Raw genomic sequence first — 12733 nt, 5'->3', positions numbered from 1 at the left:
ATAATAAATCCTTATATATCAAAAGCGCTTACCATTAATCCTGAGTCAAAATGTTAAAGCCCATACGTGGACCAAAAGCAATCAATGTTCGCACTAAGCCCTTAATCTCTTTGGGTTGTTGCCCACTGCTAATACGGCGAAATTGCGAAGCATGCCAAGCGAGTTGCAAATAGGCATCTACAGGTTTGTATCCAATGGCTGGAATTTTTGCTGGTTTTAATACCGATTTTCCGGCTAACAGTTGTTTTGCTAAATCTGGCTGTACTGCAAAAGGCCGAGCCAATCCAACCAAATCGACCGTACCATTAGCAACAATATGGTTCATAAAATCTACATCGCGCAGTCCACCTGTTAACATGAGTGGTAATTTGCTTTGTTTACGAAGTGCAGTGGCATAGTCAATAAAATATGCATCACGCTGAGCAGAACGATCTGGTGCATAGCCTAACTGTGCAGGAGATTCATAATTCCCGCCTGAAATCTCTAATAGGTCGATCCCTTCTGCTTCTAAAGCTAATGCAATTTGTAGAGACTCTTCCTGACTTAAGCCGCCCTTTTGGAAATCGGCAGAGTTGAGTTTTACGCTTAATATTTTGTCTTTGCCTATTGCAGCTCGCACAGCCTGAACTGTTTCAATGAGCATACGGCGTCGGTTTTCAGGACTACCGCCCCACTTATCTGTTCGAAGATTGGCTAGAGGTGATAAAAATTGTGAGAGTAAATAGCCATGTGCTGCATGAACCTGTACTCCATCAAAACCAGCTTCAATAGCCAGCCTCGCAGTTTGAGCGAATCGATTGATCTGCTCATATATTTCTGCTTCGGTCATCGCACGAGGAGTACGAATAATATTCATGGCAGGTAAATCAAGCCCAACTGCTGAAGGGGCTATTGGCTTTTTCAAAAGTGGTAAAACTGCAACACGACCGGGGTGGTTAATTTGCATAATAATTTTGCTGCCATTGGCTTGAGCAGCCTGAGCCCATAACTTATTTGCTTGCAGAAATTCTGCTGACTCTAAAACCACATTTCGTGGTTCCACAAAAGCACGATGGTCAATCATGACATTGCCGGTAATTAACAACCCTGCTCCACCTCTGGCCCAAGCTGCATACAACTGTTGTAAGTCAGTGGTCGGTGAACCATGCCGATCGGCAAGTTGTTCACTCATTGCAGATTTGGCAATTCGGTTTGGAATGCTAATGCCACAGGCTAACGTTAAAGGACTTGCTAATGTGGGTTTTGAATTAGGTTTTGTCATTTTCTTTCTTCCTAAATTTAAAAATCATTCATTGAGATATATGTCTTTTAATTTCATCATTTGCTCACGGTTATCATGTTGCCAAGGATGAAAATCTTTAGAATAAAAATCTAAGTAACTGCGGCTAATTTTTCGGATCACACCTTGACCGCCAAGCAAATATTTCAAACCTACATATAGACTTTTAAAATCTCTATTTTTGCCAGAAGCCTTTAAAAGCTCTTTTGTTCCTCTGGTGGTAATGATGAGAAAAGAAATCGTGGTTTCTAACATCACTAGTCGTAAGAAGTAAGGTCTATTCACTAAAGATTGGTAGACATCAAACGCCACAGCTTTATGCTCTGTTTCTTCAATCGCATGCCAAGCCCAAATTTTTCGCAAATGAAAATTAAACAACTCTAAGTCTTCAGGCGCGATACTAATAAAATAGTCCGCTAAAATTGCCGTTAAATGTTCCATACATACCGTGCAAGCCAATTGATGTTCTAAAGAAAATCGTTGCTGCAACATACGGTTCATCTTTTTAAAACGCTTATAGATACGTTCAACGGGATAACCTTTTTTAAGCATGACAGCATTAAGGGCATCGTGCTCTTTGCCGTGATGTGCTTCTTGACCAATAAAAGCTCGGACTTGTTTAAGCAAAATAGGATCGCTAATTTTGTCCTGATAATTACGCACACTATAAATAAACTGCCGCTCACCATCTGGAAAAGCACTCGACAAGGCAGTAAATAACATGGTCAGCAAAGGATTATCTTTAAACCAAAACTCTGGTATTTCATCTGGAAAAGATAAGTCTAACTGGCGCACTGTAATGTCAATTGATGCGGAAATTTTAGAAAAATCTTGTGTTGGCTTTGACTCAAAAACTGCATTCATCTTTATTCTCCAGCTATAAAACGCGTGGATTAAACTGACGTAATAAAAATAGCGGCGTACGTAACCGAGGTATTTGAATCGGTGGAATTAATCCTCCCGATAAATCAACGCGATGTAATCTGGCCTCAATAACTTCGCCTAACCCCATATCATGTAAAGGGTCGTTTGCTGTGCCTGTAAAACGTAAGTTTATTTCAACCTGACGCACTTCAACTGGATGCTCTTTCGGGGTAAATCGAACTTCACGGGGTAAACTAATTCCTAATCCACCCGTAATATTCCGATGCGGTAATCCTAAAATTGGAGGTGCATCATGAATGACTTCACCCAGCTTGGCTTCCATTTCAATGAGTGTTGTGCCTCGGCGTGAAGCTTTGCTTAAAATGCGTTTGCCATCATTTTCCCAGCTAATTTCTCCCATCTTTTTAGGGTAGCCGAGCAATTCACGGCCAATAATCATGGCTCGGTCATCGTCCAAAATCATCCAAGGACAAAAGATTCCTGTTCTGTTGCCAACTTTAATATGAACAAATAAACCCGCTTCATGGTAAGCACCCGTATAGACATTTTCTGGGAAATACGCACAAAATAGATCGGCTCTGGCAGGTTTAACCAGTGTCATTCCAGACGGTAACCAACGTGCCATCGCTTTTTCATCAACTTCAACGACAGCAGTCAAATATTGAGCATTGTGATAAAGCTTATTGCCAAGATTAGCTAAACCCACAGGCACACGTAAGTCATTAATCAACTGTTTCATGGGCTTAATCTCGAAAATACTTGTTTAAGAATGGGCAGCAAAATAATGCGTGGTGTGTAACGCCCTCCAAAGGTTTGGGCCTGTGCCACGAACCCTGGAATCACAATTCGACAATTCCGATCCATTCCTTGAATAGCTTCTTTGGCGACGCGTTCTGCGGTTACCCAAACGAGACCTCCACCAACACCATCAATTTTTGTAATGCCTGCAACTTCATTAAAACCAGTTTTGGTTGGCCCCGGAGCCAGTAGCGTACAGCTAACCCCTGTCCCTTTAAGTTCGCTATGTAATGACTCGGCAAAAGAATTGGCAAATGCCTTGGTTGCTGCATAAGTTGCGTTTGCTGGAGTTGGCTGGTGACCAGAAGTTGACCCTACAATGAGTATCGCTCCAGCTTTTCTTTTAATCATTTGTGGCAACACGGCTAGAGTCAGGTCATGAATTGCCACCGAATTAACTTCAACTTCTTCACGCTCTCGGTCTGCATCTAAGTCTTGCAAACAACCAAAAGTCGCAAATCCAGCGTTATTACAAAGAATGGCTACTTCAATATTTTCTAAATAATCACGAAATTTAGCTCGCGCTGCCCGATCTCCCAAATCACATGAATATAAATCTACGGATATTTGATATTCGCCTTTTAATTTTTCAGCAAGTGCTTCTAATTTTTCTACACGGCGAGCCACTAAAACTAAAGAATAGCCCCGTACAGCAAACTGTTTTGCTAGCTGTTCACCAATGCCCGATGAAGCGCCAGTAATCACAACTCGAGAGGAAGCTTGTGGAATAGGTAAGCTCATAATTGATGCTCAAAATACAGTAAATTGATTATTCCGAACTTTTAACTTGAGCGTGAGATGCAGATCAGACATACTGATAATCATTTTCGGCCACAATAAAAAACAATATGAAAGATCCTTATGGGCTTTCCAAAGCCAGTATTCCTATTTCTTATGCGCATTTGTTACTAGAAATCATGGTCGACAAAGGATTTTCTGCGCTTGAAATTTTGAAGAAAAGTAAAATTCCCTTAAACCTTTTAGATCAACTAGATGCGCGAATTACTCCTGTGCAGTGGTCTAAACTGGCATGGGAAAGCTTGTTATTGTCGAAAGATTCTGGCTTGGGATATGAATATGGACTAAAACTGCGTTTAACTGCTCATGGCCCGATGGGATATGCCCTCATGAGTAGCCCAAACTTACATCAGGCTCTCGATGTTTCAACGCAATTCTTTAACATGCGATTAAAAGATTACCGCATTGCTCTGCTAGACGATCATGAATTTTCTATTATTGAAATTAAAGAAACTCATCCTGTTGTCAGCAATCAGCCCGCGCAAGTGGAAAAGCTTAGACGATTTTTTTATGAATGTTTGATGATTGGGGTGATTCAAGCTGGTCAATTTTTGATAGAGCATGACTTTACTGAAATTCAATTATGGGTGGATTGGCCAGAACCTACTTATCACAAAGCCTATCAGCATTTATTGCCACCTATTCGATTTAACCAAGCAACTAACCAAATTCGATATAAAAAACAGCTTCTAGATTTACCCATTAAAATGGCAGATCCGATTGCCTTTAAACAAGCTCTGGCGCAGTGTGAAGCTGAACAAATCCGTTTTTCAGAGCAAATTAAAGATATATGCCTGACCGTAAAGGCCGAACTAAACTTAAAACCACAGGTGGGGTATCCCTCATTTGATGAAATTGCGACTCGCTTAAACATGTCTAGCCGAACATTGCGGCGCCATTTGAACCAAGTCGGTTCTTCATATTTGCAACTGCTTGAAGAAGCTCAACAAAAAGAAGCTGAACATTTGTTAATTCATAGTGATATGGATATACAAGAAATTGCGCTTTATCTGGGCTATATACAACCTACAAATTTCACACGAGCTTTTAAGAAATGGACAGGTCAAACACCCATTACATTTAGAACGAATCAATAATGTAGATCTAACAAAATATATCTTGCTGTCTTGCTATTTTTATGTATGATTGAGTAATCACTCAATTAATGTGTTTATATATGGCTCGTCCACGCAGTGAAGATAAACGTAATGCAATTTTAAGTGCTGCTATTGAAACATTAGCAGAGCTTGGTGAACGTGCGTCTACCTCAAAAATTGCAAAAGTCGCTGGTGTAGCAGAAGGTACTTTATTTACCTATTTTAGCAATAAAGAAGAATTGCTCAATCAGTTATATCTTTCACTAAAGGCTGAACTACGTCAGGTCATGATGCTTGGTTACCCTGCTGATTCTGACCTACAAACACAAATGTCACATATTTGGCAAAGCTATTTGGACTGGAGTTTAGAAGCTCCTCTTAAACGAAAAGTCATGGCACAGCTTTCGACTTCGGAACAAATTACTGAGCAAAGCAAACAAATTGGCATGCAAACCTTTTGTGACCTCACCCAAAATATTCAAGACCGTATTAACGATGGCAAATTAAGAGATTATCCGCCGTTATTTATTGCTTCAATTTTAGGTGCACTTGCAGAAGTTACACTTAATTTTATTGCCCAAGACCCTTCTCAAACCGAGCTTTATCGTAAATCTGGTTTTGAAGCGTTTTGGCATGCAGTTTCAATTTAGATAAAAGTTAAGGATGCGCGGCGTCCTTATTTTTAAACCAATTAATGAGTGAGCAAATACTCATTTAAATAAATCAAAATAAGCACTTAGCCCAAGTTCTTATTTGCACATATAGGTTTGTTCCAATAAGGAAAAACAAGATGACTATTTCAAACACAACAGACTTGCCTTCTCCCTTAATGCCATCTCAACAGCACAATGGCAAATTTAGAAATACGCGTCCCAATCAACACAAGCCTTCTTTTGGCAAAACACTTCAGCTCATGTGGAAGTTTTTATTTAACAAACCAAAAGACACCGTTCCAAACAAAGAAATTCCTATTTTAAGTTTGTCGAAAGAGCAGTTATTAAGTGCACCCGATCGCTCTCTATTTCGTTTGGGCCACTCAACCCTCTTGTTAAAACTGCAAAATGAATTTTGGTTAACCGACCCAGTTTTTTCAGAGCGTGCGTCACCTTTTCAATGGCTTGGACCAAAACGTTTCCACCAGCCACCGATTAGCATTGCGGACTTACCACCCATTAAAGGCGTGATTTTGTCTCATAATCACTACGACCATCTCGACTACCATGCAGTGATGCAACTTAACGATAAGGTTGAGCACTTCTTAACACCGCTTGGTGTGGGTGACACACTCATTAAATGGGGAATTCCAGCAGAAAAAGTTCAACAACTTGATTGGTGGGATACTACCCATGTAGATGGACTAAAATTGGTGGCTACCCCTGCTCATCATTTTTCAGGCCGTGGTATGGGCGACAGCAATGCGACGCTTTGGGCTTCGTGGGTAATTATTGATAATGACTTACGTGTATTTTTCAGCGGTGACACAGGCTATTTCGATGGATTTAAAGAGATTGGACATCGTTATGGCCCCTTCGATCTAACCATGTTAGAAACTGGTGCTTACGACCCTGAATGGCCTGATGTTCACATGCAACCCGAGCAAACTTTACAAGCACATATCGATTTAAAAGGTCGTCATTTGTTGCCTGTTCACAATGGTACTTTTGATTTGGCACTTCATGCTTGGGATGATCCATTTGAACGTATTGTCGGTTTAGCTAAAGAAAATTCGTTAGCGATTAGCACACCGCAAATGGGAGAACTCTTGAATCTTAATGAACCAAATGTCGAAAATTATTGGTGGCGTTCGTAAGTTTGAAGAAATTATTTGGAGAGTAAAAGAATGCTTTTACTCTCCAATCTTAATATTTTAACTTTTCTTATGTGCCTTCCAAGGAAACTTAATTGTGCATAAAACAAAAATCAGAAATAAAAATTGAGAAATATACATATAATTCAGCAAGTCTCGGCCCACTTTTAATGTAATCCAAGTGTTGTGAATGACATCACTAAATATAATGAGAAAAGTTAGAATTAAGCCGATACGGGGTCTATAAAATAGAAGAATTGCTGCAAGTGGATCAATAAAGGTTAAAGATGTCCAATAAATACAGGTAAATAGTGGTGCATTGTTATAGTCCCAAAATAAACCGTGCATTAGAACTGTTTGTAAATGATTGAACCCTGCACCGATAAGACAAAGTGCATAAATACATCTAATAATAAATTCAGTTTTCAAAACAACTCTCTTATTCATTCATCGTGCTATCTAAAAAATATTTTTATTTAAATAGGATGTTTTAAAAACATCAAAATAAAACAATATATTAAAATTAATTATAATCTTTTAAGTTGTCTCTTTATGCCCAATTCCTAATTTATTTTAAGCAGAGTAAAGAAAAATGTAGTGGAGTTAACCACCACATTTTAAAACATAAGAAGTTAAACATTTAAAGCTTCTATAATCGCCAAAGCCGTCTTTCTAGCTGAAAAAGGGTTTTGCCCAGTAATTAAGTTGCCGTCTTGAACTACATATGGTGCAAAGGGAATAAAAGCTTTTTCATAATGAGCGCCGTATTCTTTCGCTAACTCTTCGGCATTGTACGGCACTTTTTTTGCCACTCCGGCCAAGACCTCTTCACTCCAAGCAAAGCCTGTTAACTTTTTATTTTTTATCAGTCGCTCACCATTTGAAAGTCGTACATTGAGCAAGCCACAATAGCCATGACAAACACTTGAAACGATGCCGCCATTTTCATAAATATTTTTGGTGATTTCTTGAAGTTCAGGGTTATCTAAAAAATCCCACATCACACCGTGACCACCTGTGTAATAGATTACGTCATAATCTTGCCCATTAATATCGGAAGGCTTAAACGTATTTGCCAGCAGTGTAATAAAAGCTTGGTCCTTTTCTCGGTCTTTGACAGATTTATCTGCCACTAAAGGCACAAGCGATTTTGGTTCAATTGGAGTTTTTCCGCCATTTGGGCTAACAATATCTTGTATGTAACCTTGCTTTTCAAATTCATCATAGGCATGGGTGAGTTCGCCTAACCACAGCCCTGTTGGTTCATCTACATCCTTATAACGTGAAATATTGGTCACGACATGTAATATGCGTTTAGACATTTTCTCACCTCATTTTTCATATTTATAATTCTATTCTTTCATCTATCAAAGCATAGAAAGCTGTTACTGAAAGTGTGTGGTTAGTAAAGTTATGAACCTTGCTTTTACAACACTATAAGTCTAAAGTTAACTTTAATGTCAATAGAGTCTGTGCCATGAATATTAGCGAGTTATCGAAACTAAGCGGCTTAAGCACCCCTACAATTCGTTACTACGAGCAAATCAAACTCTTACCTAAAGCAAAAAGAAAATCGAATGGTTACCGTGAATATACCGATAACGATTTAAAACAACTTTCTCTTATCCAACAAGCCCAGCAAGTTGGTTTTTCTTTAGCAGAAATTAAAGCTTTTTTGCCTTCAAAAGTTGCCACTTGGAACCACGATGCACTTATTCAAACAATTGAATTAAAAATTCAAGAAATAGAGCTTTTAGAACAAAAACTCAAGGTGAGTAAGCAAAACTTACGTACTATGATTCATGCCATTAATGACAAACCTGATGAAATTACCTGCGAGCAAAATGCAGAACGGCTCATGACACTTTATTTCGACAAAGCAAAAACACCGTAATTCCTTCGAGACCTATTGACCTTAAAGTATGCTTTAAACATACGATTGGCTACAGGTAATGAATGAGGACCTGTCATGTTTAAAGTTTGGAATTTTCAGCGTTGGTTAACCATTATTTTTGCCATTTTTTTGACTACACATGTGGTACATGCCGCTGAGTCAAATAAAGCTCAAAGCCTTACCAAAGCAAATGGAAAAATTTTAGTCGTAATGACCAATCACTCGGCTTACCCTTCCCGTTCGGATAAAACAGGACTTTGGCTGACTGAACTCACTCATTTTTACGAGGTCGCTTTAGCTGCTGGTTATGAAATGGATTTTGTAAGTCCTTTAGGTGGTGAAGTGCCTCTAGATGAACGTAGCCTAAAGTCCATTTACCTAGACAAATCAGCACGTCAGCATTTAGCCGACCCAGCCTTTATGCAGCGGTTAAAAACAACGCTGGCTCCGAGCGCGATTAATCCTACCCTGTACAAAGCCATTTACTATACCGGTGGCCATGGAACCATGTGGGATTTCCCAACCAATAAAGCTTTGCAAAACATTAGTGAACAGATCTATCGCCAAGGTGGAGTCGTTTCAGCGGTCTGTCACGGCGTAGGCGGTTTATTACCTTTGCAGGATGAAAATGGCAAACCCTTAATTGCTGGTAGAACCGTTACTGGTTTTGCAAATATTGAAGAAAGACTTTCAGGTATTAAGTCTCAAGTTCCATTTTCTTTACAAAACGGACTTATTGAACATGGAGCAAACTACAAAGAAGCGTTTATTCCATTTACGTCTTATGTGGTTTCGGACGATAGAATTATTACTGGACAAAACCCTCAGTCGAGTAAAGAAATTGCTGAAGCAGTGGTTAAGCGTTTAAGTAGCATGCAATAAAGCTAAAAAGACGAATTATAGACCAGCACTGTAATTCGTCTTTTCCATACAAATATTATAGAAAAAAATCAGCTTATCTTTTGATAGTGAAGACCTATCGCGCCAGAAGCAAAAGTTTTATTTTCAATAAGTTTAAGATTGGTCTTTTGCTGAATGCCTTGAAATAGTCGTAAGCCACTACCAATTAAAACGGGCGAAACTGTAATTTTATATTCATCGATTAAACCCAGTTGCATCAAATAGTGCGCGAATCGTGGACTGCCCAGAATCACCATATCTTTACCTGATTGCTGTTTCAGCTTATTAATTTCTTCTTCGACATGGTCTTTTACAAGACGGGAATTATTCCATTCAACTTTATCTAAGGTGGTCGAAAAAACAATTTTTTCGGTCTTTTCAATCCACTCAGCATGATTTCGTTCATGCTCCGAAGCTTCTGGATTTGAAAGCATGGTTGGCCAATAATTATGCATCATCTGATAAGTCGCACGTCCCCAAATTACCGTATCGGCAGTGCTCAAAATTTCTTTGGCATGATTTGCCAAATCGGCATCATAAGCAATCCAGCCTATGTCCATTGCCCCATTTGGACCTTCGACAAAACTATCTAGCGATGCATGTAGAAATAGTATGAGTTTTCTCATTATTCTCATTCCTTTGTTATGAAAAATATTTATCGCTTTTTAGTATATTCAATTTGAATTATTTCTTATGGAGTGTTTTGTTTTCTCGTTTTCTTTTTATCTATATAAAGCCGTATTCATTTGAAATATTTATAAATTACCCGAAAAAGAATACTTCCTTCTTCGGGGGTGTCTATAAATGTACTGTTTTAATAAGGGCTTTTAATTAATGACCAGCGGACCAGAACCCGGCAGCTCGGTCACTAGCCTATAACCCATCAATTTTGCTGGTGTATATGTACCGCCTTTCACGGTATTTTTGAGTAAATAATTCACCACAGTCAGTGAGCCATTTACGGTAAGGCTATAAGCGTTTTCTGTTTGGATGCGGGCAGTTTTGATTTCCCCACGTGAATTTCTAGCTTCACCCCAAACATAGGTAGGTACTTTCGCGCGGAGTTCCTCATTTGGCCCCACAACCGTTTTTTCAATACGCGACTTAATAAACTTCTGCACTGCATTGATTTTTAATACTGGGCGTACATAGTTCAGCATTTTCGCGCCAAAAATCATTTTGGGAAATGCGGGTACAAATACTTCAATGTTTGGAATACCTGTTGTATAGAACGCTGTAGATACGTCTCCCCAAGGAACACTCATGGCACTTTTTTTACCGTCACCAAAATCAATGGTCCGAACATAATGTGCTAATGGAACGGTGGTAATTTTTCCGTTTTTACGAATTTTTCCGCCTTCAGCCATGCCTTCTGTACTTGTTTTAGCTGTACCCGGTGAAAACCCTGTTCTAGAGTCAAAACCTAGCGCTAAATGGGTTGCATCTGGCAATGCTTCTTTCAGTGCAGCGGCAACACAATCTGTCGGAATCACATCGAAGCCAACACCCGGACAAAGCACAATATCGGCTTTTTCAGCTTGGCTGTTAAGTGACTGTGCCAATTCAAATACAGCGATTTCACCCGTAATGTCGAGATAATGAGCGCCTGCTTTAATACACGCTTCCATCATAGGTTTTGATGTTGCTGAAAATGGGCCTGCACAGTGCATGACCAGTTTAAAGCCTTGGATTTGCTCACTTACGGCATTTACGTTATCAAGCCCAAAAACTTTATAGTCGAGTTCCAACTCTTGAGCAATTGCTTCAACCTTAGCTTTGTTACGACCAGCCAAAGTTGGTTTTAGACCTTGGCGTACAGCTTCACGAGCGATTAACTCGCCTGTGTAGCCATTTGCTCCATAAATTATCCAATTTGAATCGTTAGGATTTGTCATAACACAACTCACTTATTAAGAAGCAAATGTATAGTCACGCATGCCTTTTTTGTATTGGCGGGTACGGCATGACATAGCTGATTGTTGCAAAATTAAAGCCCAAGCTGGTGAAACATTTGGTTTTGTTTTTTTACCAGAACTTAAATTACGTAACTGGAATTTGACCACTGCCATATTGGCAAGTGAAGCGAATGTTTTATTTTCCCATGTAATTGGCTTGAGTTCAGGTGAAACATTTTTGCCTTGTTTCCAAGCATTTGGCAAATTAGGTTCAATCGCTAAAGCTGTGGCAATACCGACCATATCTACACCACTTTCAACCACTTGCGCTGCCACTTGTTTACGGCGTATGCCACCTGTGACCATAACAGGCATTTTGGCAACTTTACGAATTTCTTGTGCAAATTCTAAAAAGTAAGCTTCGCGAGCAAGTGTACGGCCATCACGTGCTTGGCCTTGCATTGCAGGCGCTTCATAGCTGCCGCCTGAAAGTTCAACCAAATCGACTGCATGCTCATTTAGCATTTTAACCACTTGTTGAGCATCTTCAGCGCTAAACCCACCGCGTTGGAAATCGGCTGAATTTAGTTTTACTGCTACAGTAAACTGAGGAGAAACCACTTTACGAACAGCTTCCACAATCTCAATTAAAATGCGAGCGCGGTTTTCTAAAGAACCACCCCATTGATCTTGGCGTTTATTGCTCAGAGGAGAAAGAAACTGGCTTAGTAAATAACCATGCGCTGCATGAATTTCTACACCAGTAAATCCTGCTTTTTCACCTAAACGTGCCGTGTTTGCAAAACGCTGAATCACTTCTGCAATCATAGATTCAGTCATTTCAATTGGTGTATTAAAGCGATTTGACATTTTGCCAAGATCTAGTGAAATAGCTGATGGCGCCCAAGTCTGCTGACCTAGGTTAGCTTGCATTTGTCGACCCGGATGGTTAATTTGAAGCCAAACCTGAGCACCTTTGGAACGGCTAATTTGTGCCCATTTTTTAAAAGTATCCAGATGCTTTTCATCTTCAAGCACTACGCCGCCCGGTCCAGTCATCGCTCGGCGGTCTACCATCACATTTCCAGTAATGATTAGACCAACACCACCATTTGCCCAAGCTTGATATAAATGCATTAATTCTTCTGATGGTGCATGGTTTAAATCGGCCATGTTTTCTTCCATTGCCGCTTTAGCAATACGGTTAGGAACATAGGAGCCATTTGGAAATACTAATTTTTCGAACACTTTCATTGGAATGACCTCATTCAGTATGGCTTTACTTTAAGATTAAAGCTAACTTTAATGTCAACACCTTTTCGCGATTCTATATTTAATTAATTGAATTTATTATTTTTATAAAAAAAAGGCACTCAATGT

Annotated in this window: 14 protein-coding genes; 5 read left to right on the top strand and 9 right to left on the bottom strand. The window is 39.5% G+C overall.

Annotation, left to right across the window (positions count from 1 at the left end; all coding sequences use genetic code 11):
* Positions 1 to 34: 34 nt before the first annotated feature.
* The 4 genes from MJX77_RS14130 to MJX77_RS14115 are packed head-to-tail and all read right to left on the bottom strand — an operon-like array spanning position 35 to position 3703.
* The gene (locus tag MJX77_RS14130) at positions 35 to 1261 is read right to left on the bottom strand and encodes an NADH:flavin oxidoreductase/NADH oxidase family protein (protein ID WP_252059408.1); all 1227 of its coding nucleotides are present in this window, start codon (positions 1259 to 1261) and stop codon (positions 35 to 37) included.
* A 24-nt stretch (positions 1262 to 1285) separates the two neighbouring features.
* Entirely contained in the window at positions 1286 to 2143 is an 858-nt protein-coding gene (locus MJX77_RS14125) for a metal-dependent hydrolase (RefSeq protein ID WP_252059407.1), read from the bottom strand.
* Positions 2144 to 2156: 13 nt separating this feature from the next.
* The gene (locus tag MJX77_RS14120) at positions 2157 to 2903 is read right to left on the bottom strand and encodes an acetoacetate decarboxylase family protein (RefSeq protein ID WP_252059406.1); all 747 of its coding nucleotides are present in this window, start codon (positions 2901 to 2903) and stop codon (positions 2157 to 2159) included.
* Positions 2900 to 3703, bottom strand: a complete 804-nt coding sequence (locus MJX77_RS14115) for an SDR family NAD(P)-dependent oxidoreductase (protein WP_252059405.1) — start codon at positions 3701 to 3703, stop codon at positions 2900 to 2902. The genes MJX77_RS14120 and MJX77_RS14115 overlap by 4 nt, the downstream gene beginning before the upstream one ends.
* 107 nt (positions 3704 to 3810) lie before the next feature.
* On the opposite strand from MJX77_RS14115, the gene MJX77_RS14110 reads away from it, so the two are divergent.
* The 3 genes from MJX77_RS14110 to MJX77_RS14100 all read left to right on the top strand — a co-directional run bounded on the left by MJX77_RS14110 (position 3811) and on the right by MJX77_RS14100 (position 6667).
* Complete coding sequence (locus tag MJX77_RS14110) at positions 3811 to 4857, top strand: AraC family transcriptional regulator (RefSeq protein WP_252059404.1); 1047 nt, start codon at positions 3811 to 3813, stop codon at positions 4855 to 4857.
* Positions 4858 to 4937: 80 nt separating this feature from the next.
* Positions 4938 to 5507, top strand: coding sequence for a TetR/AcrR family transcriptional regulator (locus MJX77_RS14105; protein WP_252059403.1), 570 nt, complete (start codon positions 4938 to 4940; stop codon positions 5505 to 5507).
* A 140-nt stretch (positions 5508 to 5647) separates the two neighbouring features.
* Positions 5648 to 6667, top strand: a complete 1020-nt coding sequence (locus MJX77_RS14100; protein WP_252059402.1) for an MBL fold metallo-hydrolase — start codon at positions 5648 to 5650, stop codon at positions 6665 to 6667.
* A 57-nt stretch (positions 6668 to 6724) separates the two neighbouring features.
* Here MJX77_RS14100 and MJX77_RS14095 read toward each other — a convergent pair whose 3' ends face one another.
* Both MJX77_RS14095 and MJX77_RS14090 read right to left on the bottom strand, forming a co-directional pair.
* Entirely contained in the window at positions 6725 to 7093 is a 369-nt protein-coding gene (locus MJX77_RS14095) for a hypothetical protein (RefSeq protein WP_252059401.1), read from the bottom strand.
* A 203-nt stretch (positions 7094 to 7296) separates the two neighbouring features.
* Entirely contained in the window at positions 7297 to 7986 is a 690-nt protein-coding gene (locus tag MJX77_RS14090) for a type 1 glutamine amidotransferase domain-containing protein (RefSeq protein ID WP_252059400.1), read from the bottom strand.
* Positions 7987 to 8141: 155 nt separating this feature from the next.
* Here MJX77_RS14090 and MJX77_RS14085 point away from each other — a divergent pair, with 155 nt between their 5' ends.
* Together MJX77_RS14085 and MJX77_RS14080 are read left to right on the top strand one after the other, a co-directional pair.
* Positions 8142 to 8558 carry a MerR family transcriptional regulator gene (locus MJX77_RS14085; RefSeq protein WP_191900906.1) on the top strand — a complete coding sequence of 139 codons (417 nt, stop codon included), beginning with the start codon at positions 8142 to 8144 and terminating at the stop codon, positions 8556 to 8558.
* A 75-nt stretch (positions 8559 to 8633) separates the two neighbouring features.
* A complete protein-coding gene (locus tag MJX77_RS14080) occupies positions 8634 to 9440 on the top strand; it encodes a type 1 glutamine amidotransferase domain-containing protein (RefSeq protein ID WP_252059399.1) in 807 nt (268 codons plus the stop codon).
* Between the two features lie 68 nt (positions 9441 to 9508).
* On the opposite strand, the gene MJX77_RS14075 is transcribed toward MJX77_RS14080, so the two are convergent.
* The 3 genes from MJX77_RS14075 to MJX77_RS14065 form a co-directional block, all read right to left on the bottom strand.
* Entirely contained in the window at positions 9509 to 10084 is a 576-nt protein-coding gene (locus MJX77_RS14075; RefSeq protein ID WP_252059398.1) for a dihydrofolate reductase family protein, read from the bottom strand.
* A 201-nt stretch (positions 10085 to 10285) separates the two neighbouring features.
* A complete protein-coding gene (locus tag MJX77_RS14070; protein ID WP_252059397.1) occupies positions 10286 to 11353 on the bottom strand; it encodes a saccharopine dehydrogenase family protein in 1068 nt (355 codons plus the stop codon).
* Positions 11354 to 11368: 15 nt separating this feature from the next.
* Positions 11369 to 12607, bottom strand: coding sequence for an NADH:flavin oxidoreductase/NADH oxidase family protein (locus MJX77_RS14065; protein ID WP_252059396.1), 1239 nt, complete (start codon positions 12605 to 12607; stop codon positions 11369 to 11371).
* Positions 12608 to 12733 lie beyond the last annotated feature (126 nt).

Source organism: Acinetobacter sp. AHP123 (assembly GCF_023757925.1).
Lineage (GTDB): Bacteria > Pseudomonadota > Gammaproteobacteria > Pseudomonadales > Moraxellaceae > Acinetobacter > Acinetobacter oleivorans.
Note: the sequence above shows the minus strand (reverse complement) of the source record. Positions and strands in the feature narration are given on the sequence as shown.